This is a genomic window from Stenotrophomonas lactitubi, assembly GCF_002803515.1.
Taxonomy (GTDB): Bacteria; Pseudomonadota; Gammaproteobacteria; order Xanthomonadales; family Xanthomonadaceae; genus Stenotrophomonas; species Stenotrophomonas lactitubi.
Genome location: NZ_PHQX01000001.1, coordinates 2,989,462 through 3,015,922, shown reverse-complemented (window position 1 = coordinate 3,015,922; position 26,461 = coordinate 2,989,462). Strand labels below are relative to the sequence as shown.

Sequence of the window (26,461 nt, the reverse complement as noted above, 5' to 3'; positions counted from 1 at the left end):
TCCATGAGCAGCCTGCGCGATGCGATGAGCCACGCGGCCCTGGGCTGGGTCAAGCCCGAACTGGACGAGACCCTGCGCCTGGTGCGCAACGAGGTCGAGTACTTCGCCGAAGACCCGGGCGACAGCAGCCGCATGCGCATCTGCGCCGGCTACCTGCACCAGGTGCAGGGCACGCTGCGCATGGTTGAACTGTATGCACCGGCGATGGTGGCCGAAGAGCTGGAACAGCTCGCCATTGCTGTCGGCAAGGGCGAGGTGGCAGAGCGCGATGAGGCCTGCGCCACCCTGATGCGCGGCAGCGTGCTGCTGCCCGATTACCTGGAGCGCCTGCAGAACGGGCACCGTGACATTCCGATCGTGCTGCAGCCGCTGCTCAACGAGATCCGCGCCGCCCGTGGCGAAGCGCTGATCAACGACAGCGTGCTGTTCGCGTTCGCGCCCGATTCGGTGACCGCCACTGAAGCGGAACTGGACCACGCACGTGGCAGCCTCAGCGGCCGCAACCGCGAGCTGCTGGATACCGTTGGCAATGCGGTCAAGGAAGAACTGCTGCAGGTCAAGGACGCCCTGGACCTGCACCTGCGTACCGACGGCGCGCCGCAACAGCTGCAGGAGCAGGTGACCAAGCTGGGCTCGGTGGCCGATACGCTGGGCATGCTCGGCCTCGGCGCCGCGCGCGGCGTGGTCGTGCAGCAGCGTGATGCACTGCGCGGGGTTGTCGAAGGCCGCCAGCAGATCGACGAAGACATGCTGCTGGATATCGCTGGTGCGCTGCTTTATGTCGATGCATCGCTGGACGACCAGGTCGCACACCTCGGTGCCAGTGGCAGTGGCCAGGATGATCCGAGCGCGGTGGAGAACCGGCGCACGGTGGAAGTGCTGGCGCACGAGGCGATCGCCAATTTCGCCGCCGCCCGCGAGCATTTCGTCGCCTTCATTGAAACCAGCTGGAACCACGCGGAGCTGCAGGATGTGCCGCGCCTGCTCGGCGATGTCTCCGGCGCATTGCGCATGCTCGATCTGGGCACCGCCGCCGACTACCTGCGCGGCGTGCAGCAGTACATCGAAGCCGAACTGATCGGTCGCCAGCGCGTGCCCAGTGGACGCCAGCTGGACACCCTGGCCGATGCCATGGCCAGCCTGGAGTACTACCTGGAAGCGCTGCGCGACCGCCGTCCGGGTCGCGAGGACATCCTCGACATCACCCGCAGCAGCCTGGAAGCGCTGCGCTACTGGCCGCTGCCCGAGCGTGGCGTGGCCGCAGCCGAGCCGGTGCAGCCGGTCGAGCGCGAAGCCGTGCCCGTGCCGGCTGTTCCGCTGCAGATCGAACCGCTGGACGCCATCGTGCAGGCCGCCGCGCCGACGCCGGGCGACGTGCCCGCCTCGCTGCCCGATTTCACCTTTGATCCGCTGCCGGAGGCCCCGGCAGCCGACAATGGCCTGATGTTCGGATCGCTGGCTACGCCGGCTGTCCCTGCCGAACCGCGCGACACCCCGGCGCCACTGCTGTTTGCCGCCTCCAGCGCACCCGCGCCGGAAGTGCCGCAATGGGAACTGGGCGGGTTCGACGCGCCGGCAGGTACGGCTGCCGAACACAGCGACGAGCGTGCGCCGACGTTCGCCAGCTTCGATCCGGTCAGCTTCGATCCGCTGTCCGTCGAACAGTCCAACGCCGCTGCCTGGACGTTGTCCGAAGCGCCGGTGCTGGAAGAGGCCGACGCGCAGGCAACCGCTGTAGACGTCAACGATGACGCCCTCCTGGCGACCTCGTTGGACGAGGCGTCGTTTGCTGCGCCGCTGGATGCGGTCATTTCGCCAGCGTTCGATCCGGTTGCCGCCGAACAGGACGGTCCGCCGCTGCTGAACGACGATGTGGTGTTCCGTTTCGACAGCAGCCTGCTGGACAACGCCGATGACGTGCTTTCGCTGGAGGCGATGGAAACGCTGTCGCTGGACGACGAACAGGAGTCGCCTGCGACGCTGGAGCTCGTTGACGCAGTTGCGGTGCCGCAGGCGAACGATGGCTTGGCCGTTGCCGAATTGACCGACGCCACCGCCGAGACCGAGGCTGAGGCTTACGTCGAACCGGTCGCTGATCTGCGCGCGTCCGAAGACCTGCCGGCATCGGCGGCTGCGCCGACCGTGTCTCTGGTCGATGTGGATACCATTGCGCCAATCGACTTCAGCGAAGCCGATGCGCAGTTCTTCGCAGAGCTGAATGCCGCCGCCGCCGACTTCAACCCCCAGGCCATGCAGGCAACTGCCGGGCCGACCGAAACCGTACCGCCGGCCGTGGCCGAGGGCGGGTTCGAGGCGGGTTTCGACGACGATGCCGAAAACATCGACCAGGACATCCGCGAGGTGTTCCTGGAAGAATTCGACGACGAGCTGGGCAATCTCGGCACGCTGCTGCCGGCATGGCGCATGCAGCCGGACAACATGGATCGGCTGCGGCCGATCCGGCGCATCTTCCACACCCTGAAGGGCAGTGGCCGCCTGGTCGGCGCGCGTACCCTGGGTGAGTTCGCGTGGAAGATCGAGGGCATGCTCAATCGCGTGCTCGATGGCACCCGTGCCCCCACGCCGGCGGTGCTGGCGATGGTCGATCACGCATACACGGCACTGCCGCAGTTGAACGCGGCACTGCGCGACGGCCAGCGTGTCAGCGTGGACCTGCAGGCGATGCAGGCCATCGCCGATCGCGTAGGTGCAGGCGAAGAGACGTTCTACGTTGCGCTGCCGGGCGCTGCTGCACCGGCGCTGGTGGCAGCGGCCGATGCTGTCGAGCCCGTTGGCAGCGCCGAGCCGGTTGTCGATGTCCCGGCAGAGAGCGCTGTCGAAGCGGCGGGTACGCCGGCCAACATCGACAGCGTGCTGCGCGAGATCCTGGAAGCCGAGGTGGAACTGCACCAGGCCACGCTGCAGGGCTGGTTGCGCTCGGCGCAACAGGCGCCGCACCCGGTCAGCGACGCGTTGCTGCGTGCGGTGCACACCATGAACGGCGCCTTCGCGATGACCGAAGTGCCGGAAATCACCGCCGTTACCGGCGGCGCCGAGTCGTACATCAAGCGCGCGCTGGCCGCCGAGGTGGTGCCCGGTGATGACGCCGTGGCGGCCCTGGACGAGACCGCGCAGGCGATCAACGCGACCATGGACGCGCTGCAGGCCGAGCAGCCGCGGATTGCGCCGCAGGCTGAACTGGCGCAGCGCCTGCAGGCGCTGGCCGGTGAACTGCCGGAAGCACGCTGGCCGATGACCGGGCTGGACGTCGAGGATGAGGACGAAGACGAAGACGAAGACGACCAGCTGCTTTCGCTGGTCGCCGATGCCGATACCGATGTGGACGTGTCGACGCATGAGGTCGGGATCGAGCCGGAAGCCGGGCGTGATACCGATGATGTCGATGCTGCCGATGCCGACGTGCTGGATGCAGTGCAGGTCAGCGAGGACGCGTTGAGCGACGCGGGCCTGGAGTCCGCTGAGTTGACCGGCAGCGATGATCTGTCGCGTTACTTCGACGCAGGATGGCCTTCGATGCCGGACGCCCCGGCACCGGAATCGACGTTGGAAGTGGCTGCTGCCACGCTCGTTGCCGCGGAGATTGAAGCCGGACAGGCGGTGGTGACATCGGAAGACACTGCGTTGGAGGACGCCGCGTTGACTGCGGTGGACGATCTGTCGCCGTATCTGGACGCCAGCGCGCTGCCGGTTGACGACCGCGACCTGGATGTCGCAAACGACCTGAATACGCCGCTGCCGTTCACACCTGAAATGGCGGTGGATGAAGACGCTGCTGCAGTGCCGCTCGACAGCGAGCTGTCCAGCCTGCAGGATGAAATGGCTGTGCCGGGCTTCGCAGACCCGGTCACGCTGGAAGCCGCGCTCGAGGCCGGCCTTCACGTGATCGATGAGGAGCAGGACCGGGACGAAGACGGGCAATGGCCCGTGCTCGGCCTGCAGGCCAGCGAACTCGCGCCTGGCGAGGCGGAAGCCTTTGCCGAGGATGCGGACGTCGGCGGGGAGGCGGCGGTCGGTGAAGGAGAGAGCACCGACCAGCCGTCCCCGGCGACGGTGGAAGACGTCGGGCCCGTGGAGACGGCGCAGGACGCCATTTCGCCCTCGCGTTTCTTCGAACTGGAAGATGCTCCGGGCCAGGCTGCCGTGGTGGACAGCGGCATGATCGTGGTGCCGGTCGCGATGGAGGCTGCGGCGATCGACGCCGAACCTGTCGCCGTCGACAGCGCCGACGCGGCGGTGCCGGCGGATACGGCTGTGCTCGAGGCCCAGACCGAGTCCGAGACCGAGTCCGAGACCGAAGAAAGCGCCGACCTGCTCGACTTCAGCGTCTATGACCGCGAGCTGGTCGACATCTTCGTCGAGGAAGGCAAGGACCTGCTGGATCATTGCGATGGGCTGATCAGCGAACTGCGCGAAGCGCCGCAGGACCGCGAAGCCCTGGCCGGCCTGCAGCGCGATCTGCATACGCTGAAGGGCGGCGCGCGCATGGCGGGCATCAACGCCATCGGCGATCTCGGCCACAGCATCGAATCGCTGCTGGAGGCTGTCGCCGGCGGGCGTACCGAGATCGAACGTCGTGACGTGCAGTTGCTGGAACGCGGTTTCGATCGTCTGCACCAGCTGCTGACCCGCACTGGCGAACACCGCATTGTCGAGCCGGCACAGGATCTGCTCGATGCCTTTGAAGCACGGACCACGACCGACATCGCCGCCGCTGCCAGCGCAGCTGCAGCCGCTGCTGCCGTCGTGGCGGAGCAGGCCCCGCAGGCGACTCCGGCCGTGGCCGTGGTCGACGCCCCGTTGTCGGCACCGTTGCCGGTGGAAGGCTCCACCGAAGAAGACCCGCTGGCCCGTCCGCAGCAGGAACAGGTGCGTGTGCGCGCCGATCTGCTCGACCGCCTGGTCAACCACGCCGGTGAAGTGGCGATCTACCGTTCGCGCCTGGAACAGCAGCTCGGCGCCTTCCGCGGCGCGATGGGCGAGCTGGAACGCACCAACGCGCGTCTGCGCGACCAGCTGCGTCGCCTGGACCTGGAAACCGAAGCGCAGATCGTTGCCCGCTACCAACGCGAGCAGGACCAGGCCGACCACAAGTTCGATCCGCTGGAACTGGACCGTTTCTCCACCCTGCAGCAGCTCAGCCGCGCGCTGAACGAGTCCGCCGCCGATCTGGGTGGCCTGCAGGGCGTGCTGGACGATCTGTCGCGCCAGTACGATTCGCTCCTGCAGCAGCAGTCGCGTGTCAGTTCGGAACTGCAGGACGGCCTGATGCGCGCGCGCATGGTGCCGTTCGACGGCCTGGTGCCGCGCCTGCGCCGGGTGGTCCGCCAGGCCGGCATGGACACCGGCAAGCAGGTCCACCTGACCCTGGAAGGCACCCACGGCGAACTCGACCGCAACGTGCTTGATCGCATGGTTGCGCCGCTGGAGCACATGCTGCGCAACTCGGTTGCCCATGGCCTGGAAGCGCCGGAACAACGTCGTGCCGCCGGCAAGCCGGAAGAGGGCGAAATCGCCATCCGCCTGCACCGCGAGGGCTCGGAAATCGTGCTGGACGTGGCCGACGATGGCGCTGGCCTGGATCGTGAAGCGATCCGCCGTCGCGCCATCGAACGCGGCTTGCTGCCTGCCGATGCGCAGCCGAGCGAGCAGGAACTGGACAACCTGATCTTTGCTTCGGGCTTCTCCACTGCCGACCAGGTCAGCCAGCTGGCGGGCCGTGGCGTCGGCATGGACGTGGTCGGCAACGAAGTGCGCCAGCTCGGCGGCTCGGTCGACATCCAGTCGGTACGTGGCCAGGGCGTGCGTTTCACCCTGCGCCTGCCGCAGACGCTGGCGGTCACCCAGGCGGTGTTCGTGCAGATCGGCGAAACCACCTTCGCAGTACCGGTGGCGTCGGTCAGTGGCATTGGACGGCTGTCGCACGAACGCTTCGAAGCGGCCGACAGCAGCTACCGCTACAGCGGCGAAGACTATCCGCTGTACGACCTCGGCAGTCTGGTCGGCCAGGCGCCGGCGCGCGCCGACGGCCAGGCCCAGGTGCCGCTGCTGCTGGTCCGCGCGGGCGACCTGCGCGCCGCCGTTGCGATCGACCAGGTGCTGGGCAACCGCGAAGTCGTGGTCAAGCCGGTGGGCCTGCAGATCGCCTCGGTACCGGGCATCTATGGCGCCACCATCACCGGCGATGGCCGCGTGGTGGTGATCCTGGACGTGGCCCCGCTGGTGCGTCGCTTCCTGGCCAACCCGACCGCGCCGGTGCTGGTCAATGCACCCCGCCAGGAACGCCAGGTGCCGTTGGTGATGGTGGTGGACGATTCGCTGACCATGCGCAAGGTCACCGGCCGCATCCTGGAGCGTCACAACTTCGAGGTGAGCGTCGCCCGCGATGGCGTCGAAGCCCTGGAACAGCTGGAAGAGCGCGTGCCGGACCTGATGCTGCTGGATATCGAAATGCCGCGGATGGACGGTTACGAGCTGGCTACCGCAATGCGCGCCGACCCGCGCTACAAGGACGTGCCGATCGTGATGATCACCTCGCGCAGCGGCGACAAGCACCGCCAGCGCGCCTTCGAAATCGGTGTGCAGCGCTACCTGGGCAAGCCGTACCAGGAGCTGGACCTGATGCGTAACGTGTACGACTTGCTGGGGATTGCCCGTGTCCGTGAGTGACCTCGATCCGGTTCCGGCCGTAGCCCTGCTGGCCCGCCCGGGCGCGGCGCGCGAGCGCCTGCGCGAGGCGTTGGCCCATGCCGACGTGCAGATCGTGCTGGAAGACGATCCCATCACGCTGGAGCCGCAGGCGCTGCAGGATGCACGCCCGCAGTTCGTGGTGATCGCGCTGGAAGCGGCCATTGAAGATGCGCTGGAGCGCCTGGAACCGGCGCTGTCGGCGCCCGGGTTGACCCTGGTGTTCGACGAGGCTGAACTGGCCGCGCGCCGCGATGGGTGGGAAGCGCAGCGCTGGGGCCGCCACCTGGCCGCCAAGCTGCACGGCCACCAGCAGGTGCTGCCGCCGGGTGCCGAGGACGAACCGGCACTGCAGCTTGAGCCGGGCCGGCCGTCGACGCCGCCGCCGGTGCCGAAGGAAGCCGCGCTGCAGCCGCACCTGGAACAGGCCCGTTCGTGGGCCGACGACGTGCCGGCAGATGGCCTCTATTCGCCGCCGGCACATCTGCATGAGCCGATCGCGCTGGAGCAGGCACTGGCGGCGCTGCAGCCGGTGCTGGCGGAGACGGCGACGCCCGCTGATGCAGCGGCTGCACCGCCGCCGGTGCCGGCAGCTCCACCGACGGCGTTCACCGATCACACGGCCTGGTCGCTGGTCGACGAGGCCAGCGATGCGCCGGCAGAGCCGCGTGCTGCTGCGACGGTCGCGGCGCCGGAACCGGCGTTCGACACCGAGCATCTGTCACTGGTCGACCTGGACGCCGCCGCACCCGCAGGCAGCCGCGCCGGTGCGCTGCTGGTCCTGGCCGGTATCGGCGGCCCCGATGCGTTGCGCCGCCTGCTCGCGGCACTGCCCAGCGGGCTGGCCGTGCCGGTGCTGGTGCACATGCGCCTGGACGGCGGCCGCTACGGCAACCTGGTCAAGCAGATGGCGCGCGTATCACCGCTGCCGGTGCAGTTGGCCGAAGCCGGCCAGCGCGCCACCGCGGGCGAAGTGCATGTGCTGGCCGATGACATCGGCGTGCACGCTGCTGCCGATGGCCTGTATTTCCAGACTGAAGCGCAGGGCATCTCGATTGCCGCGTTGTCGGCCGAACACAGCGCGCTGGTGCTGCTCAGTGGTGCCGACCTGGCCCATGTGGGCCCGGCGTTGGACCTCGCCGCCGCCGGCGCCTGGGTAGCCGGGCAGGTGGGCGAAGGCTGCTACGACCCGGCTGCGGCGACGGCCGTGGTCGCTGCCGGCATGGTGGCCGGTGAACCGCAGGAACTGGCGCAGGTGATCGCCGCGCGCTGGGGCCTGGATGACGACGGAGATGCGGCATGAGCTACGCCAGCAATGATGAGATCCGCGGCGTCCTGATCTCGGCCGGTGCCGAACGGGTCCTGCTGCCCAATGCAACCGTGGCCGAGATGATGTCGCGGGTACCGGTGCAGGCGGTGGCCGACGCTCCGCGCTGGCTGGTGGGTGAGATCGGCTGGCACGGCTGGCAGGTGCCGCTGGTGTCGTTCGCACGGCTCTCCGGGTTGGGCGAAGAGACGGTGGCCGGCCACAACAAGGTGGTGGTGCTCAAGACCCTCAGCGGCAACCCGGAGCGTCCCTACTACGCGCTGTTGACGCAGAGCTTCCCGCAGCTGATCTCGGTACCGCGCGATGGCCTGCTGGCCGACGCGTCCGAGGAAAACCTGCCCGACATCGTGCACATGCGCGTGTTGCTGGGTGAACAGAGCGCGCTGTTGCCGAATCTCGACGCACTGGAAGCCGCGCTGGATTCGCTGACGGCGTGACCGGAATCCGCCGGGCATGGCCCGGCGCTACCGCAGGCGTTCCGGATATCGGGTAGCGCCGGGCCATGCCCGGCGAGCGCAGTGGTCGCGCGATCCGTCGCTTATCCCAGATCGCCCAACCGTGCCTGCAATGCCGCGATCGCGGCCAGGCCTGCGGTTTCCGTGCGCAGGATACGTGGGCCCAACTGCAGGCCCTGGAAGCCTGCGGCCGCCAGCTGTTCACGGTCACGTGGCGACCAGCCACCTTCCGGGCCGATGGCGATCACCACGCCGCCGGCGGGCGCCGCCTGCAGTGTCGACAGCCGGTGCGCTCCCAGCGGGTCCAGGGTCAACCGCAACGTGTCGGCTGGCAGTGCCGCGCTGGCCTGCGCCAGCGACTGCGGCGGCCCTACCTGCGGAATGCGCGCACGGCCGGACTGCCCGCAGGCCGACTGCACCACGTTGTTCCAGTGCGCCACGCGCTTTTCCGCGCGTGCTGCATCCAGCTTCACCTCGGTACGCTCGGCATTCACCGGAACGATCGCGCTCACCCCCAGTTCGGTGGCCTTCTGCAGGATCAGATCCATCTTCTCGCCGCGTGCAATGCCCTGCAGCAGGGTGATGGTCAGCGGCGATTCGTTGCCGATCGGCTGCACCTGGTCGATGCGCACCTGCACTTCGCGCTTGCCGGCCAGCGTCAGCGTCGCGGTGTAGTCGTGGCCATCGCCGTTGAACAGCACGCAGGTGTCACCCTCGCGCAGGCGCATCACCCGCACCAGGTGGTTGGCCGTCTCTTCCGGGAGGGTCACGGTCTGGCCGCTGTTCAGCGCCAGGTCGATGGGGCAGCGGGTCACGCGCATGCAATTGCCTCGTCGATGGCTGCCAGCGTCGTATGCGCCAGCAGCTCCAGTTGTTCGTCGTCCACGCAGTACGGTGGCATCCAGTACAGCACGTTGCCCAGCGGCCGCAGCACCACGCCGCGCTTCAGCGCCGCCTTGTAGGCATGCAGCCCCAGCTTCAGCGCCGGATCGAAGGGCGTGCGCTTGTCGCCGTTGCGGGTCAGTTCGAAGGCCACCACCATCCCGGCCTGGCGCACATCGGCCACGTGTGGATGGTCGGCGAACGGTGCGGCCAAGGTCCCCATCACCGAGGCGATGCCGCGGTTGCGCGCGATCACATCGTCGTCGTGGAAGATGTCCAGCGTGGCCAGCGCCGCCGCACAGGCCAGCGGGTTGCCGGTATAGCTGTGCGAATGCAGGAAGGCACGTTCGCGCGAATCATCGAGGAACGCGTCGTACAGCGCCTGCGTGGCCAGCACCGCAGCCAAGGGCAGGAAACCGCCGGTCAGGCCCTTGGACAGGCACAGCAGATCAGGCATCACCCCGGCCTGCTCGCAGGCGAACATCGTGCCGGTGCGGCCGAAGCCGGTGGCGATCTCGTCGGCGATCAGGAAGGCGCCATGGGCATCGCACAGTTCACGCGCGCGCTGCAGATAGGCCGGATCGTGCATGCGCATGCCACCGGCGCACTGCAGCCGTGGTTCCAGGATCACCGCGCAGATTTCGCCCGGATGCTGGTCGAACAGCGTGGCAAGGCCGTCAGCGGCCTGGCGTGCGCGGTCGGCCGCACTCTGTCCGGGCTCGGCCAGGTAGGCGTCGGGCGAGGGCGCGAACAGGCCCTCGGCCAGCAATGGCGCATAGACGCGGCGATACAGCGGGATGTCGGCCAGTGCGAGGGCGCCCAGCGTCTCGCCGTGGTAGCCGTTCTCCAGCGAGACGAAGCGCGTGCGCCGGGTCTCACCGCGGTTCTGGAAATACTGGAAGGCCATCTTCAGCGCCACTTCGACGCCGGCCGAGCCGTTGTCGGCGTAGAACACCTTGGCCAGCGGCGCGCGGCCGGGCTGGCGCGGCGCCAGGGCCAGCAGGCGTTCAGCCAGGGTGATCGCCGGTTCATGGCCGAAGCCGGCCAGCATCACCTGTTCCAGCTGCCCGGCCTGGGCGGCGATGGCACCGCCGATGCGCGGCTCGGCATGGCCGAACAGGTTGGTCCACCAGCTGCTGACGGCATCCAGGTAGCGGTTGCCGTCGTGATCGATCAGCCAGGCGCCTTCGCCGCGGGCGATCGGCACCAGCGGCAACGTGTCCGGATGCTCGCGCATCTGCGTGCACGGGTGCCATAGGACCTGGAGGTCGCGTTGCCGCCAGTGCTGGACCAGCGGAGAGGGGGTTGGGTCTGCTAGCATTTCGGGCTCATGAACATGTTGCTGCCTGCACATTCTATCGGCCTCGGCGCATGCGCCGGTTGCCACGGAGATTCCGCATGAACGATGACCGCGCCAGGCGTCCTCTGCCGATCATCCATCGGATCACCGACGAGGAGAACGGGCCCTTCCAGCGCCAGCATCTGGACCTGGAGTTCTCCAACGGCGAACGCCGCCGCTTCGAACGCCTGGTCAGCCGCGGCCATGGCGCGGTGGTGGTGGTGCCGATGCTCGATGATGAAACCGTGCTGCTGGTGCGTGAATACGCGGCCGGCATGCATCGCTACGAGCTTGGCCTGGTCAAGGGCCGGATCGATGCCGGCGAAACGCCGGAGCAGGCCGCCGACCGTGAGCTGAAGGAAGAGGCCGGCTATGGCGCACGGCAGGTCGACGTGCTGCGCGCGATGACCCTGGCGCCGACCTACATGAGCCATCAGTCCTGGCTGGTGGTCGCGCGCGACCTGTATCCGGAGAAGCTGGCCGGAGACGAGCCGGAGGAACTGGAAGTGGTGCCGTGGAAGCTGGCCGATCTGGACCAGCTGATGCTGCGCGAGGACTTTTCCGAAGGGCGTTCGCTGGCGGCGCTGTTCATCGCCCGCCAGTGGCTGCAGGGAGCACGATGATCAAGCTGACCACGGAACTGCGCGAGACCGCGATCGCCATCGCCCAGGAAGCCGGGCAGGCCATCATGCAGATCTACAGCAACGGTTTCGACGTGACACTCAAGGACGACGACAGCCCGGTCACCGCTGCCGACCTCGCTGCCGACCGGGTGATCCAGCAGGGGCTGCGGCAGCTGACCCCGGACCTGCCGATCCTGTCGGAAGAGTCGCCGCTGGTGCCGTGGGAGCAGCGTCAGCACTGGGGCGCGTACTGGCTGGTCGACCCGCTTGATGGCACCCGTGATTTCGTCAAGCGCAATGGCGAATTCAGCGTCAACATCGCATTGATCTACCAGGGCGCCCCGGCCTTCGGCGTGGTCCAGTCGCCGGTCACCGGCATTGTCTGGCACGCGATGCGGGGCGAGCTGGCGTATCGCCGGCAGGGTGTACATGACACCGTGCTGCGTACCCGTACACCCGCGACTGCGCCGCTGCGGGTCGCCGCCAGCCGCTCGCATCGCTCAGCCGAGACGAATGCGTTGCTGGCCCGGATGGGCGACATCGAGACCGTGGTGCAGGGCTCTTCGCTGAAATTCTGCCGGATCGCCGAAGGCGGGCTGGACGTCTATCCGCGGCTGGGCCCGACCTCCGAATGGGATACCGCTGCCGGCCAGTGCGTGCTGCACGCGGCCGGTGGTGCGGTGCTTTCGGTCGGTACCGGCAAGCCGTTCCGCTACAACCGCCGGCCGACGCTGTTGAACGGTGAGTTCATGGCGCTGGGCGATACCAGCCTGCCGTGGCGGGACTGGTTGTCCGATTGATCCTGGAGAAACACATGAGCACGCACGACACCCCTGCCACCGGCACTGCCAGCGTGGAGCTGGAGCGCCTGCTGGCCATCATGGCGCGCCTGCGCGACCCACAGGGCGGTTGTCCCTGGGACCTGGAACAGAACTTCGCCACCATCGCGCCCTATACGATCGAAGAAGCCTACGAAGTGGCCGATGCGATCGATCGGGGCGATCTTGACGACCTCTGCGATGAACTGGGGGACCTGCTGCTGCAGGTGGTGTTCCATGCGCGCATGGCCGAAGAGCAGGGCGCGTTTGCCTTTGCCGAGGTCGCGCGCGCGATCAGCGACAAGATGCAACGGCGGCACCCGCATGTGTTCGCCGATGTCAGCGTCGACGATGCTGACGGTGTGATGCGCAACTGGGACGCGATCAAGCGTGCCGAGCGCGCTGCCAAGGGTGAGCGGGACACCTCGGCGCTTGCGGGCATCTCGCGTGGCCTGCCGGAATGGCAGCGGGCGGTGAAGCTGCAGTCTCGCGCAGCCAAGGTCGGTTTCGATTGGCCCGGCCCGCTGCCGGTGCTGGACAAGGCGGCCGAGGAGCTGCAGGAACTGCGCGAGGAGTTCGAGCGCGGCGACATTGCCGGCAACAAAGCGCGCCTGCAGGAGGAACTGGGTGACCTGCTGTTCGTCTGCGCCAACCTGGCGCGGCATGCGGACATCGATCTGGGCGCCGCGCTGCGTGGGGCCAACCACAAGTTCGAACGTCGCTTCCGTTCGATGGAGGCGCAGGCCGAGGCACACGGCGATTCGCTGGCTGCACTCGATCTGGATGCACAGGAAGCGCTCTGGCAGCACGCCAAGGCCTCGGAAAAAGCGTGAAAACGCTGGGTCTGTTCCTGCTGACCGCGCTGGCCGAGATCGTCGGCTGTTACCTGCCCTGGCTGTGGCTGCGCAAGGGCGGCAGCATCTGGCTGCTGCTGCCGGCGGCGGCCAGCCTGGCGTTGTTCGCCTGGCTGCTGACCCTGCACCCGACCGCCAGCGGCCGCGTTTACGCCGCGTATGGTGGCGTGTACATCGGCACGGCGCTGTTCTGGCTGTGGCTGGTCGACGGCATCCGTCCCAGCCGCTGGGACATGCTGGGTGCTGCACTCTGCCTGGCCGGCATGGCGGTGATCATGTTCGGGCCGCGGCAGCCGGTCTAATGGCGGCTGTTGATCTTCTGTAGAGCCGAGCCATGCTCGGCTGCTTTGGCAGAGGCAGCCGAGCATGGCTCGGCTCTACAGGAAGCAACAGCAGCCGAACGCGGGTTCGGCTCTACAAAACCGCCTCAGCGCGGGGCATCGCATCCCAGCATCTTCAGGTCGATCGAGTCGGCCATGCGCCGGTAGCCCTCGTCGTTCGGGTGCAGATGATCGCGGGTGATGTTCGCCGGCAATGATTCAGGCTGTTTCGGATCACGCAGCGCCGCATCGAAATCCACCACGCCATCGAAGCCGGTGTCCTTGCCACGCGCCCACTGGTTGATCGCGGTGCGGGTGGCGGCCGATACCGGTTCGTAGCGCTCCGAATCGCCGAAGGGCGTCAGTGTGCCGAGATGAGCGCGGATGCCATGCGCATGCAGTCGTGCGGCCACCTGGCGGTAGCCCAGCAGCATGTCCGTCGTGCTGCGCCCCGGCAGGGGCTGTGCACCGCCACCGTGGCGGATGTCATTGATGCCTTCGAACAGGATCACCTGGTCGGCGTCGGCCACTGCGATCACGTCGCGATCCAGCCGCGACAGCGCGCTGTGGCTGCGGCCATGGTCCAGCAGCTTGTTGCCGCTGATGCCCTGGTTGAGCACCACGAAGCGGTCCGGGCAGGCCTGCTGCAGACGCTGGCCCAACCGCTCGGGCCATTGGTTGAAGGAGCCACGCGAGGCCGTCGCACCTTCGGTGATGGAATCACCCAGGGCTACGATCACCTGCGGCCGATCCGCGCGCTGCACCAGCACGGCTGAGAACACATTCTGCTGATAGCCCACGCGCACGCTGTCGGCCACCGCGTCCTGCTTGCCGTCGGCCACCCGCACCACCGTACGGCGCACCGCAGGGCGGGTGGGCTGCGGGAAATACGCGGTTACGCTGATCTCCTGCAGGGCGGCAACCCGCAATGGCAGCGCATCACTCAGCAGCGCTGTACCTACCGGTACGTCGATGGACACGCGTCCATCGACGGTGACCGGCAGCGCTGCCGCCTTGCCATCCTTCAGGCGCACCCGTACCTCTTCCACATGCAGCGGCGTGGTGCCCAGCTCGTTGCTGATGCGCAGACGCAGCGCATCGCCCTTGCTGCCCAGGCGCATGTCCTGGCGCACGGTCTGCGCGGCGAACTGTACGGGCGCATCGGCGCTGCCATCCTTGCGGTCAGGCGCGGGCGAGGCGGTCCAGGCGGTGACCCAGACCGGTGCGGCCAGCGCCGCGGGGGCGGCCACGGCGCTGCCGATGGCGAGGGAAAGCAGGGTGATCCAGCGCTGCATGGGCTTCGGTCCGATCAGGAGAAGTAGGTGCCGCCGTTGACGTCCAGATTGGCGCCGGTGACGAACGCTGCTGCGTCCGACGCCAGGTACACCGCTGCATCGGCGGCTTCGTCCGGCAGCCCCTGGCGACGCAGCGGCGTCGCGCCGGCCACCGCCGTGCGCACTTCCGGCTTGGTGAATTCGTCGTGGAAGCGCGTGGCGATCATGCCGCAGCACAGCGCATTCACGCGGATGCCTTTTGGCCCCAGCTCCTTGGCCATGGCCCGGGTGAAGGTCATCACGCCCGCTTTGGCGGTGGCATAGATCGCCGCACCAGGGCCACCGCCATCGCGACCGGCCTGCGAGGCGAAGTTCACGATCGCCGCGCCTTCGCCCATGTGCGGTACCACGGCGTGGGTGGTCAGGTAGGTGGAGGTCAGGTTGAGGTCGATGACCTTGTGGAAGAACGCCGGGTCGATGTCGGCCAGCGGACGACGCTCGACCATGCCGCCGGCCACGTTCACCAGCACATCGATGCGCTGGCCGAATGCCGCCTGGGTTGCTGCGACCAGACCGGCCACTGCGGCCGGATCGGTGACGTCGGCGCGGTGGGCGATGGCCTGGCCACCGGCCGCCTTGATCAGCGCCAGCGTTTCCTGCGCGCTGGCCTCGTCGTTGGCGTAGTTGAGGCAGACGCGTGCACCGGCCGCAGCCAGCTTGATCGAGACGGCACGGCCGATATCACGGCCACCACCGGTGACGATGGCCACCTTGTCCTGGAACGACATGCGGGAAACTCCTTGGTTTGCGGGGGAATGCGAGGGAAAGGGGGCTCAACCGTCGTTGCGGTCGAGCTTGTGGATCGGTCCGGTCCACCACCACAGCGCCACCAGCGACAGCGGCACCAGTGCGGCGACGAGGATGAAGATCGGTGCGTAGGAATGGCGGGTCAGCACCGGCACCAGCCAGGTGGTGATCAACGTGCCGGCCACTGCGGCCAGGCCACCGAGACCGGCCAGCGTGCCGACCGAGCGGCCGTCGAACAGATCGCCGGGCAGGGTCTGGATGTTGCCGATGGCGATCTGGAAACCGAACAGCACCGCAGCGATCGCCAGCACCGCATACAGCGGCTGGTTGGCCAGTACCGCACCGAGCAGGGCCGGTGCCATGATCACGCAGCCGAGCGAAATCGACAGCTTGCGTGCGCGGTCCACGCCATGGCCGGCGTTGATCAGCCGCCCCGACAGCCAGCCGCCGCTGAGGCTGCCCAGCATGGCGCCAACGAACGGCACCCAGGCGAACAGGCCGATCTGCTTGATGTCAAAGCCGAAGGTCTCGGCCAGATAGATCGGCAGCCACGATACGAACAGCCACCAGATCGGGTCCAGCAGGAAACGGCAGGCCAGCATGCCCCAGCTCTGCCGGTGGGCCAGCAGCGAGCGCACGCTCACCTTGGGCGCATCCGCGCGCTGCTGGCCGGTCTGGTCTTCCATGATCAGGCGTCGCTCGGCGTCACTCACCCACGGGTGCTTGTCCGGGCCGGCGCGATAGACGAACAGCCACGGCAGCAGCCACAGGAAGCCAAGCGCACCGACCAGCACGAAGGTGCCGCGCCAGCCCAGCCACAGGTACAGGCCGGCGATGGCCGGCGCCGAAACGATGGCGCCGATGGACGCACCTGCGTTGAAGATGCCCTGTGCGAGGGCGCGCTCACGCGCGGGGAACCATTCGGCGTTGGCTTTCACCGCACCGGGCCAGGCGCCGGCTTCGCTGACGCCCAGCATCGCCCGCACTACGCTGAAGGACAGCATGGAGTGGGTGACCGAATGCAGCGCGATCGAGATCGACCACACACTGATCGACAACGCGAACCCCAGTCGCGTCCCGATCATGTCGAACAGGCGCCCGAACAGGAACTGGCCAGCGGCATAGAACAGCATGAACACCGTTACCAGCAGCGCGTAGTCGTCCTTGGTCGCGCCGACCTCCTTGGCGATCTCCGGCCACATCACCGCCAGCGCATTGCGGTCGATGTAGTTGATCACCGTGGCCACCGCGATCAGGCCGACGATCAGCCAGCGTACGGCCGAGCGCACCGGCACCTTGCGCAGCGTGGCCACGGCCGAGGGGCCGTTCATCGCGCGTCACCCTTGCTGCGGTCCATGCGCGCATGGCTGCCGCTCCAGCGGTAGGCATGACCGTCCACCGTCACGCTGTGGTCGCCCTTCGCGTCGCTGTCGTCGGCCACGCCGAGTGCGATGCGCGCGCCGCTGGCCAAGCGCAGTTCGAGCACCTCGGCATCATTGCCGCGCGTTCGGATGATCTCCCTGATGCGGCTGTCGGCGCCGTGCACGTACTCGGCGGTGCCGTTGTACTCGCCATGCGGCTCCAGCACGCTGAAGAAGGTCACATCCTTCTGTCCTTCCACGCGCTGCAGCAGCGCAGGTTCGCGGCGCAGGTTGAATTCGGGATCGTTGGCGCCGCTTTCCACCAGCAACGCCTGCGATGGCGCACTGCTGCCGAAGCGATAGGTGTAGAAACGCCCGTCGAGCAGCCATGCCAGCGTGCGCGGTTCACTGCCGGCCTTGCTGCGTGCGTCCAGCCACAGGTGCTGGTAGCCGTTGTCGCCGCCGAGCACCGGGCGCTGGGTGGGGAAATGCTCGGCCTCGAAACCGGTGGTGACGATATGGCCGTTGAAGTGCAGCGGCAGGTCGTAACGCGCGGCCTTGTCGCCGTGCACCTGCAGCAGGTCCAGCACCACCGGCAGGCCCAGTTCGGGGTGGCGCAGCAGTGCCTGGGTGCGGGTGAATACCACGCCCGGGTAGGCGTCGCGCATGGTCGCCGAAGCGATCTGGGTATCCGCGTCGGCCTGGAAGAAACGCACCGTTGGCGCATGTTCCTCGCCGCGCTTCCAGTCGCCCTTGAAGTGGCTCTGCTCGTTCACCACCAGGGTGTTGTGGGCCACGGTCTGTTTGGCCCAGCTGCGGTTCTCGGCCAGATAGATGCCGCCTCGCTTGGCTTCCACGTTGAGGAAGCGTGCTGCGCCGTAGTCGGTCACCACGGCATTGCCGTTGTCGTAGAACAACCAGTTGAGCTTGTCGAAGTGGCCATGGCCCATGCCCTGCATGGTGTCCTTCTGCACCAGCGCCTGGCCGCGTTCGCCGCCCATGCGCAGGATCGCCAGACCGCCGCGTTCACCGTCCGGGCCATCGCGCAGCAGCATCGGCCGGTAGTCGAACGGTTTGGCCTTGTTGGCGGCCAACGCCTGCGCCACCTGCAGCCCTTCCGGCGACAGCAGCAGGCGTTTCTGCTGCTGCGCGACCGACAGCAGACGATCATCGCCGGCCTGCGCATAGGCGATGCCGATGCCCGCCACCAGCTCTTCGGTGTCGATGCCCTTGTCCAGGATCGCGTCGTTGATCGGGAAGAACAGGCCGTCGTAGCTGGTCTGCACCAGCACGTCCACCGCCTTCAGCAGCACGCCGTCGCGGCGCGCGAAGATCTTCCGCTGCGGCTCATTGCGTTCGATCGCATTGGCGAACAGCAGGAACGGCGCCAGCGCGTAGCGCTGGTAGTAGGGGCCTTCCTCGTAATAGCCATCGGGCGAGAACAGCAGGTCGATCTGCCGCAGGAAACCGAACTGGTCATCCTTGCGGCTGCCGCGCAACGATTTTTCCACCAGTTCCGGATCGCGCAGCACGTAGCCGGTCATGCCGGTGGCCGCCACCGCCCAGGTTGCGTGGTTATGGATCTGGTCGTAGTTTTTCGGCTCGCTGGCCAGGAACTCAGCCATCGGCCGGAACACCTGCGATTCGATGGTCTGCCGATCCTGTGGCGACAGGGCGTCGCGGATCGCGTCGTAGCCCTGGATGGCGTTGACCAGCCAGACCGAATCGTTGAGCACCTGCCAGAACACCCGGCCGGGAATCTGCCCGCGTCCTTCCGGATGCGGGCCGAGGGTCGGGTAGAGCTTGGCGTACTGCAGCAGCATGTCGCGCGAATAGGTGACATAGGCCTTGTCGCCGGTCAGCCGGTACAGGGTGCCGGCGGCCAGCAGCGCCTGGTAATTGCGCTTGTGCTGCTCATGGGTGCGACCGCCACCCTTGTCCTTCGGCACCGGCACATCGATGCCGGCCTTCATCATCTTCTGCAGCGATTTCTGCGTACGCGCCTGCTCCTTGGAGAACCACGGGTAGCGGCTGCCCTCGCTGGCCATCTGCTGCCACTGCGCAGCGGTCACCAGTACCGGCGCGGTATCGCCTTGTCGCGCGGCTGCGGCAGGCGCAGCGTGCAGCGGTGCCGTCGGCATCAGGGCGAAGGGAGCGGCCAGGGCAAGGGCGAGCGCCAGGCGGTGGGAACACAGGGACAGCGGCTGCAACCTCATCGATCAACTCCGGTGCTGGTGCGTGACAGGGCAACCTCGCCCACCTTGGGATACCAGTCCACCCCTGTCTGTTCGCGCGGGATCATCGCCAGCGCCGGATCGGCGCCGATGGTGGGCAGGGGCGTTGCCGGCACCCACAGACTGCTGGCGGCCTGCTGCAGGGCGATACTGGCGCTACTCACCCCGCCCGGGAATACGCTGCTGGCCTGCGGCGACTGCACGTTGTTGCTGAAGGCGATGCCCGCCAGCGAGCTGGCCGCATTCGGTGGATTCTTGCTGGTGCGGTTGACGATCAGGTTGCCGCTGAAGTGGCTGTTGCTGGCCGCGACCACGATCCCCTTGGCCTCGTCGTGGCCAACGCCGAAGCTGATCTTCGCCACGTCGACAAAAGTGTTGCGGCTGATGGTTGCGTTGACCACCGGCGCATAGCCGGACAGTGGCGGATTGGCCTGTGCGTCCATCACCGCCAGCGCCGAATGGTTGCTGGAGCCGGCCAGCCGTTCGAAGTAGTTGTTGCTGACGGTCTGGTCGGCATTGATGATGCGCACGCCGCCGGTGCCGGCCTTGTCGTCGCCGAGGAAGAGGTTGTCGATCACCCGGTTGCCGTTGCCATGGCGCAGGGTCAGCGCGCCGGCCGAACGATAGAACACGTTGCCGCGGAAGGTATTGCCGCCGGACTTGTTGGAGACGATCTCGGTCTCGCCATCGCAGCCCTCGAACCAGTTGTTCTCGACAGTGCTGTTGGAATCGCTCAGCGAGGTGTCGCTGGTGCCGACGCGGATCGTTTCGCCGCCATTGACGCCCAGTGCAGGGCGCGGGCCGAACCAGTTGTGGTCGATGCGGTGCTGGTTGTCCAGGCCTTGGCTGGCATCGCGCACCACCACCACCGTCGGGCCAGCGTTGGTCTTGCCACGCATCTGGCTGTGGTCGAGGCGGTTGTTGCTGCCGTACAGCGACACCCAGTAGTCCTGGTCGCTGCCATCGGGGTTGCTGTAGTCATCGATGACCAAGCCGGTGACGCGGCTGTGGCTGGCTACCGCCTTGCTCGACTCGCGGAAGGCCACCACCGCGTCACCCGGGGTGTAGCCGTTGCGGAACACCAGGTTGGAGACCTGCAGGTAGCTGCCGGCCAGGCGCAGGTCCGACGCCCCGCTGAGGATCACCTTGCCCGGCGTCTGCGCGCGCAGCACGATCGGAGCGGCGGCCGTGCCCTGGCCCTTCAGCAGAAGGCGCGCATCGGTCCAGGTGCCATCGGCCAGCACGATCTCATCGCCAGGCTGCAGGGCGGCAGCGGCGGTGGCGAACGCGCCGACGTCGTGTACGAGCCAGCTGGCGGCTGTTGCCGGCGAACTGGTCAGGCATGTTGCCAGTCCAATTGCCAGGCAATATCCAAGTGCAGGTTTCGAAAGGCGGTGCGAAGTCGATTGAATGCGCATGAAGTCCTTCCAGAGACGGCGATGCCGTGGTTTCAGAGTGGGTGTGCATACCACTTGTTGGGTGTGTTGTAAGCCACGTCGCGCGCAAAGTCATGCTGCATCAGCACATGAAATGGCGGGCAACCGGTCTGAATCAAAGGTATTACGACAAATCCAGTCCAGTTGGTTGACATTTCTGTGTCGGCGTGTCGAAGCTGCGTCCCACGCCTACCGTCCGGGCGATCCTTTGGGAGGAGGAAAACCATGCGGCAACCTGCCGGAGTTGTACGTCGTACACCGTTGTCACCCACACCACTGATCGTGGCACTGCTCGCTGCGCTGGCGGCTTCGCCGGCCGTACAGGCGCAGTCTGCCGCTACCGGTTCCGGGCAGGACGCCACCACCCTGGACCAGGTCCAGGTCACCGGCATCCGCGAGTCGATGCAGAGTTCGATCAACAAGAAGCGCGACGACACGGTGATCGCCGATGTGTTGTCGGCCGATGACATCGGCGACCTGCCCGCGCCATCGCTGGCCGATGCGATCGAAACGCTGACCGGTGCAGCCTCGACCCGCGACAAGACCGGCGCGTCGGAAATCTCGATCCGTGGGCTTGGCGCATTCCTCAGCAGCACCAACTTCAATGGCCGCGAGATCACCAACGGCAGCGGCGACCGCTCGGTGAACTTCAACATGTTCCCAGCCGAGCTGATCAACACGGTGGCGATCTACAAGACCCAGCGTGCCGACATCATCGAAGGCGGTGTCGCCGGCACCATCGGGCTGGAGACGGTCAAGCCGCTGGAGTACGGCAAGCGCTCGGCGCAGATCGATCTGCGTGGCAGCTGGGCCGAGTATGACAAGAAGTACCGCGACGACGATGGCATCGGCTATCGCGGTACCGCCAGCTACATCGACCAGTTCGAATTCGGCAACGGCCAGAAGCTCGGTATCTCGCTGGGCATCCAGCGGCTGGAGGGCACCGATCCAGAGGAGAGCATTACCAGCGGCTCCACCTGGTATGCCTGCGACGGCAGGCAGAACGTGGCCAATGCCAACTGCAGTGAAGTCAGCGCCCAGGCCATCGCCAACGGTGCCCCGTATTACCTGGTGCCCAGCAGCCGCATCTATCGCATGAAGCAGGAACGCAATGATCGCCAGAGCGAGTTCGCGGCGCTCCAGTGGCGGCCCAACGACGTGGTCGAGGTCAACCTCGATTTCGAGCATACCGAGCGCAACTGGGACGAGAACCGCAGCGACCTGAGCCTGTCCAACGCGCGTCGCGGCATCACCCAGCGTGACGTGGACGAGGACGGCATCGTCCGCCACCTGCATGGCAGCACCTCCATCGATTCGACCTCCAACCGCTATTGGCGTGGCGAGGAGTACACCGGTGGCGGCCTCAACCTGATCCTGCGCCCGAGCCCGGCCTGGGAGCTGTCCACCGATCTTTCCTATTCGCATACCAACCGCCTGGACAGCGAGCGCATGACCCGGCTGCGCGCCAACCAGCGCGACGTCAACAACGCCATCGTGCCGGGCATCAGCAGCGGCGCCACCGGCTATGTCGACTACGACTGGGACTGGCATGGCGAGGTGCCGAGCGTCGCGCTGGCGCCGAACTTCGATCCCAACAACTGGGATGCCTACACCGGTGCAGCGCGGGTCACCTCCAGCGCTACCGAGAACGACCACAAGATCAAGGCTGGCCGCTTCGATGCCAGCTTCATGCCCGAGTCCGGTTTCTTCACCCGCGTCAAGGGTGGCGTGCGCGCCAGCCAGGCCGACTATCGCCTGCGCGACAACACCCTGGTGACCGACTACGACCAGCGCGTTGCGGCAGACAAGGCGAAGATCATTGCCGCCAACCGTGCCTGCCGTGCACCGTTCCCGCAGGATGACTTCATGGATGCGGCCAGCGGCAACACGATCTCCTCGTGGGCGTACTTCGATCCGAGCTGCCTCTACGAGTCCTTCCGCGGCACCAGCGACAGCGGCCTGGACCCGGATTTCCAGGATCCGAACAACGTCGATGTGACCGAGAAAACCCGCGCGCTGTACCTGATGGGCGAGTTCAGCAGCACACTGTTCGGGCTGCCGGTCACCGGCAATGTCGGCCTGCGCTGGGTCAAGACCGATGTGCGCTCGGAAGGTGTGCGCACCGACCTGGCGATCATCGACAACGGCGACGGCACGATCCGCCTGCAGCCCACGGGTGATTTCACCACCCAGGTGTTCAAGTCGGGCAACGACAAGCTGCTGCCAAGCGTGAATGCCGCCTTCGAGCTGAAGCCGGACCTGCTGCTGCGGGTGGGCGCGTATCGTGCGATGTCACGCCCGGATATCGCCGCACTCGGTGCCGGTCGAACCATCAATGTCAGCAGCGATGCCACCTATACCGGCCTGGCCGACGCGCTGGACGACATCAGTGCCAGCGGCAATCCGGCCGCACAGCCGTTGATGTCCTGGAACGGTGATGTCTCGCTGGAGTGGTATGCGAACCCGGACACGCTGCTGGCCGGTGCGGTGTACTGGAAGCAGTTCAACGGCGGCACCGCCACCGCGCTGGTGCCGGAAACCTACACCATCAACGGACAGACGGTGACCGTGCCGGTGCGCCAGCAGGTGACCACCGATGAGGACAGCACCCTGACCGGTATCGAGCTCAGTGCCACGCACCGGTTCTCGTACCTGCCCAAGCCGTTCGACGGCCTCGGCTTCAAGGTCAGCTACAACTATGCCGACGCCGACTACCAGACCCAGGATTCGCGGTTGGGCGAGCAGTTGGCTGCCGACGGATCGATCATCCCGGCCATCGTGCCGCCGGCCGGCCTGAGCGGATTCTCGCGGCACGTGCTGTCCGGTTCGATCTACTGGGATGTGGGCCGCTTCAACATCCAGGCCATCGGCAAGTTCCGTTCGCACTATTACCAGGACTTCACCGGCAACACGGCGCAGCAGAACCGCTATTACGATGACAACACCAGCGTCGACCTGCGCCTGCGTTACCGGGTGAACAAGCAGCTGTCGCTGTCGCTGGAACTGATGAACCTGACCAACGAGCCACGCGTGGCATACCAGCCGCTTTACGGGAATTTCCGCGAGGTGGTGAGCTACGGGCGGCGCGCGTATTTCGGTGTACGATACAAGTTCTGAACAGGGCGGCGCGGCCAATGGTCGCGCCGTCGCTCCAACCGGACCCGCACCGTGCCCGGTGGCCGGGGACGGGCCCGGAGGGAACCGCCAAGGGTCAGCCGCATGTCCGCCAACCGTCTTTACCAGACCATCGCCGCCAAGCTCCGCAAGCTGATCGAAGATGGCGAATATCCGTCGGGTTCGCGCCTGCCGGGCGAACGTGAACTTGCCGAACGCTTCGGCGTCAGCCGGGTCACCATCCGCGAGGCGGAAATCGCCCTGGAAGCGCAGGGCTGGATCGCGATCCGTATCGGCTCGGGTGTCTATGTGAAGCCGCGCCCGGCACAGGCTGCCGGCGGGCTGCCCGATATCAGCGCCTTCGACCTGACCGCTGCGCGTGCCGTGTTCGAGGCAGAAGCCGCCGCGCTGGCGGCAAGCAATATCGATGAGGCCGGCATCGCCGAGTTGCAGGTGCTGGCCGAAGCACTGTGCCGGCGTGACCTCAGCGATGAAGAGGCCGGCGATTACGACCGCCGCTTCCATCTGACCATCGCCCGCCTGTCCGGCAATCCGGTGGTCGAGTATTTCGTGCAGCAGATCTGGCGCATGCGCAGTGAGCTGCCGCGGGTGACCGAGGTCTATGCCCGGGTGTGCCATGACGATGGTGCCAGCCGCGCCGACGAGCACATGGCGATCTTCGAAGGTCTGCGCGCGCGCGATCCGGTCGCGGCACGCAATGCGATGCGGCATCACTTCCAGCGCCTGTTCGAGGCGATGCTGGAGGCGACCGAAAGCCAGGCGCTGGCCGAGATCCGCCGGCAGACCCAGCAGGACCGCGAGCGCTTCCTGGCCACGACCCGGATCTGACCGGGCCCATGCTGTAGCGCCGGGCCATGCTCGGCTGCTTTCCGTTGGAACGTCCCGCACCCGCACTGCCTGCATCCGCGCGCTATGCTGGGCTCCGGACGTCTCCCATAAGGAAAGCGCGATGTTCCCGACCATGTTCTTCAGCGCGGTTCTGGCCTTCGTGGCCGTGATCATCCTGTTCAAGGCGGTACGGATGGTGCCGCAGGGCTATGAATGGACCGTCGAGCGGTTCGGCCGTTACACCCACACGATGTCGCCCGGCCTGCACTTCCTGATCCCGATCGTCTATGGGGTGGGGCGCAAGGTGAACATGATGGAGCAGGTGCTGGACGTGCCCGGCCAGGAAGTGATCACCAAGGACAACGCCGCCGTGCGCGTCGATGGCGTGGTGTTCTTCCAGGTACTGGACGCGGCCAAGGCCGCCTACGAGGTGTCGGTGCTGGAAGTGGCGATGATCGCCCTGGTGCAGACCAACATCCGTACCGTGATCGGCTCGATGGACCTGGATGAATCACTCAGCCAGCGCGAGGTGATCAACGCCAAGCTGCTCAGTGTGGTCGACCATGCGACCAATCCCTGGGGCGTGAAGGTCAACCGCATCGAGATCCGCGACATCCAGCCGCCGCGCGACCTGCTTGATGCGATGGCACGGCAGATGAAGGCCGAGCGCGAGAAGCGCGCGCAGATCCTCGAGGCGGAAGGTTCCCGACAGTCCGAGATTCTGCGTGCCGAAGGCGAGAAGCAGGCCACGGTGCTGGAAGCGGAGGGGCGGCGCGAGGCCGCGTTCCGCGACGCCGAAGCCCGTGAGCGCCTGGCCGAAGCCGAAGCCAAGGCAACCCAGGTGGTGTCGGCGGCGATCGCCGACGGCGACGTCCAGGCCATCAACTACTTCATCGCACAGAAGTATGTGGAAGCGTTCAAGGCACTGGCCACGTCGCCGAACCAGAAGCTGGTGTTGATGCCGATGGAGGCCAGCGGCGTGATTGGTTCGATTGCCGGCGTGGCCGAGCTCGCCAAGCAGGCCCTGTCCAATCAGGAAACCCGGCAGCCGGCCAAGCGGCCGCCGCCGATTGGAGGCTGACATGCGCTGGGAAGTCGTTGCCTGGGGTGCGCTGGCGTTGTTGCTGTTCGCCGCCGAAGCGCTGGCGCCCGGCGCGTTCATGCTGTGGATCGGCATCGGTGCGGCGGCGGTGTTCGCGCTGGTAGCGGTGTTCGCCGATGTTCCGGTGCTGTGGCAGGTGGTCGCCTTCGTGGTGCTGAGCGTGCTGTCGATCCAGTGCTACCGGCACTGGGGCAAGCCGCGTGCGCGGCAGAGCGACGCGCCACTGCTGAACCGTCGCGCTGAACAACTGGTCGGCCGGGTGGTGCCATTGCAGCAGGCCATCGTCGGCGGGCAGGGCAGGGTCAGCATCGACGACGCGTCGTGGCAGGTGAGTGGGCCGGAGCTGCCGGCCGGCACGCTGGTGCGGGTAGTGGCGGTGCAGGGCAGTGCGCTGGTGGTCGAAGCGGCCGGCTGAGTTTTCCAGCCAACGGCGCAGCCCCTCGTGGATGGTCGCTGAAAGCAGATGCTGGGTTGGGTCGGGCGGGTGGGCTGTGCAGGGGACGCCGCAAGTACGTCCTTGTAGGCTTGGCCGCGCCATCCATGGCGCGGACACCCCTGCCCAGCCCACCCGCCCGACCTCTGACAGTTTCCGGTGGCGTCCACCCACGGAAAAGAAAATAAGAGCGAAGCAGAAGCGGGTCGCTGCGCTCGCGGGTCATGGCCGGGGTGGGATTTCTTTTCGGCAGGAAAAGAAATCCCACCCCTCTCCTTATATGTATCGACATCCACAACCGCTCTTGCCTTCCGTCCCGTCTCCGGGAACTCCGGAAGGGAGGGGCAGCGTGGGCACGCGGAGGTGTCCGCCGCATGGATGCGGCGGCCAAGCCCCCAGGGATGGGTTTACGGCGTCCTCCGCGTGCCCACGCTGCTCCGACCAAGCCGAAAGAACCCAGAGCCGACACGCTTCGGCTTTGCGCTTTGCGCCCTGGCTTGTAGAAAGCACCCGCCGGCCGCAGGCCGG

At 67.0% G+C, this 26,461-nt stretch carries 18 protein-coding genes; 11 read left to right on the top strand and 7 right to left on the bottom strand.

Annotated elements, in window-relative coordinates:
- Positions 1–3 precede the first annotated feature (3 nt).
- Genes CR156_RS14090 through CR156_RS14080 form a run of 3 tightly spaced genes read left to right on the top strand, consistent with a single transcriptional unit; the run spans position 4 to position 8,469 of the window.
- Positions 4–6,687, top strand: coding sequence for an Hpt domain-containing protein (locus CR156_RS14090; RefSeq protein WP_100553282.1), 6,684 nt, complete (start codon positions 4–6; stop codon positions 6,685–6,687).
- Complete coding sequence (locus CR156_RS14085) at positions 6,674–8,008, top strand: chemotaxis protein CheB (protein ID WP_100554178.1); 1,335 nt, start codon at positions 6,674–6,676, stop codon at positions 8,006–8,008. The genes CR156_RS14090 and CR156_RS14085 overlap by 14 nt, the downstream gene beginning before the upstream one ends.
- Complete coding sequence (locus CR156_RS14080; protein WP_100553281.1) at positions 8,005–8,469, top strand: chemotaxis protein CheW; 465 nt, start codon at positions 8,005–8,007, stop codon at positions 8,467–8,469. Before CR156_RS14085 ends, CR156_RS14080 begins: the two co-directional genes overlap by 4 nt.
- Positions 8,470–8,570: 101 nt before the next feature.
- Here the strand turns inward: CR156_RS14080 and CR156_RS14075 are convergent, their stop codons facing one another.
- Together CR156_RS14075 and bioA are read right to left on the bottom strand one after the other, a co-directional pair.
- Positions 8,571–9,308 carry a 16S rRNA (uracil(1498)-N(3))-methyltransferase gene (locus CR156_RS14075; RefSeq protein WP_100553280.1) on the bottom strand — a complete coding sequence of 246 codons (738 nt, stop codon included), beginning with the start codon at positions 9,306–9,308 and terminating at the stop codon, positions 8,571–8,573.
- Complete coding sequence (gene bioA / locus CR156_RS14070; protein WP_223880189.1) at positions 9,299–10,690, bottom strand: adenosylmethionine--8-amino-7-oxononanoate transaminase; 1,392 nt, start codon at positions 10,688–10,690, stop codon at positions 9,299–9,301. Before bioA ends, CR156_RS14075 begins: the two co-directional genes overlap by 10 nt.
- A 77-nt stretch (positions 10,691–10,767) precedes the next feature.
- On the opposite strand from bioA, the gene nudE reads away from it, so the two are divergent.
- From nudE to CR156_RS14050, 4 genes are read left to right on the top strand one after another with little or no spacing between them, the layout of a single operon-like run.
- The gene (nudE, locus tag CR156_RS14065) at positions 10,768–11,331 is read left to right on the top strand and encodes an ADP compounds hydrolase NudE (RefSeq protein WP_088100969.1); all 564 of its coding nucleotides are present in this window, start codon (positions 10,768–10,770) and stop codon (positions 11,329–11,331) included.
- Positions 11,328–12,131 (top strand): 3'(2'),5'-bisphosphate nucleotidase CysQ, encoded by an 804-nt coding sequence (gene cysQ / locus CR156_RS14060; RefSeq protein ID WP_089236523.1) that lies wholly within the window; start codon positions 11,328–11,330, stop codon positions 12,129–12,131. The genes nudE and cysQ overlap by 4 nt, the downstream gene beginning before the upstream one ends.
- 14 nt (positions 12,132–12,145) lie before the next feature.
- Entirely contained in the window at positions 12,146–12,982 is an 837-nt protein-coding gene (gene mazG, locus CR156_RS14055; protein WP_100553278.1) for a nucleoside triphosphate pyrophosphohydrolase, read from the top strand.
- Positions 12,979–13,305, top strand: coding sequence for a YnfA family protein (locus tag CR156_RS14050; RefSeq protein ID WP_100553277.1), 327 nt, complete (start codon positions 12,979–12,981; stop codon positions 13,303–13,305). The genes mazG and CR156_RS14050 overlap by 4 nt, the downstream gene beginning before the upstream one ends.
- A gap of 125 nt (positions 13,306–13,430) precedes the next feature.
- On the opposite strand, the gene CR156_RS14045 is transcribed toward CR156_RS14050, so the two are convergent.
- Genes CR156_RS14045 through CR156_RS14025 form a run of 5 tightly spaced genes read right to left on the bottom strand, consistent with a single transcriptional unit; the run spans position 13,431 to position 20,417 of the window.
- The gene (locus CR156_RS14045; protein ID WP_100553276.1) at positions 13,431–14,618 is read right to left on the bottom strand and encodes a GDSL-type esterase/lipase family protein; all 1,188 of its coding nucleotides are present in this window, start codon (positions 14,616–14,618) and stop codon (positions 13,431–13,433) included.
- Positions 14,619–14,632: 14 nt separating this feature from the next.
- Complete coding sequence (locus CR156_RS14040) at positions 14,633–15,385, bottom strand: SDR family NAD(P)-dependent oxidoreductase (RefSeq protein ID WP_089236518.1); 753 nt, start codon at positions 15,383–15,385, stop codon at positions 14,633–14,635.
- A gap of 45 nt (positions 15,386–15,430) precedes the next feature.
- Positions 15,431–16,735, bottom strand: coding sequence for an MFS transporter (locus CR156_RS14035; protein ID WP_100553275.1), 1,305 nt, complete (start codon positions 16,733–16,735; stop codon positions 15,431–15,433).
- Complete coding sequence (locus CR156_RS14030) at positions 16,732–18,981, bottom strand: oligoalginate lyase (RefSeq protein WP_100553274.1); 2,250 nt, start codon at positions 18,979–18,981, stop codon at positions 16,732–16,734. Before CR156_RS14030 ends, CR156_RS14035 begins: the two co-directional genes overlap by 4 nt.
- Positions 18,978–20,417: a polysaccharide lyase 6 family protein gene (locus CR156_RS14025; protein WP_100553273.1), complete on the bottom strand. Its 1,440-nt coding sequence runs from the start codon at positions 20,415–20,417 to the stop codon at positions 18,978–18,980. The genes CR156_RS14030 and CR156_RS14025 overlap by 4 nt, the downstream gene beginning before the upstream one ends.
- A gap of 243 nt (positions 20,418–20,660) precedes the next feature.
- On the opposite strand from CR156_RS14025, the gene CR156_RS14020 reads away from it, so the two are divergent.
- The 4 genes from CR156_RS14020 (at position 20,661) to CR156_RS14005 (ending at position 25,915) form a co-directional block, all read left to right on the top strand.
- Positions 20,661–23,552, top strand: coding sequence for a TonB-dependent receptor (locus tag CR156_RS14020; RefSeq protein ID WP_100553272.1), 2,892 nt, complete (start codon positions 20,661–20,663; stop codon positions 23,550–23,552).
- 102 nt (positions 23,553–23,654) lie between these two features.
- The gene (locus tag CR156_RS14015; RefSeq protein ID WP_099818855.1) at positions 23,655–24,398 is read left to right on the top strand and encodes a FadR/GntR family transcriptional regulator; all 744 of its coding nucleotides are present in this window, start codon (positions 23,655–23,657) and stop codon (positions 24,396–24,398) included.
- A 121-nt stretch (positions 24,399–24,519) separates the two neighbouring features.
- Positions 24,520–25,479 carry an SPFH domain-containing protein gene (locus CR156_RS14010; RefSeq protein WP_100553271.1) on the top strand — a complete coding sequence of 320 codons (960 nt, stop codon included), beginning with the start codon at positions 24,520–24,522 and terminating at the stop codon, positions 25,477–25,479.
- Position 25,480: 1 nt separating this feature from the next.
- The gene (locus CR156_RS14005; RefSeq protein WP_100553270.1) at positions 25,481–25,915 is read left to right on the top strand and encodes an NfeD family protein; all 435 of its coding nucleotides are present in this window, start codon (positions 25,481–25,483) and stop codon (positions 25,913–25,915) included.
- The last annotated feature ends 546 nt before the right edge of the window (positions 25,916–26,461 follow it).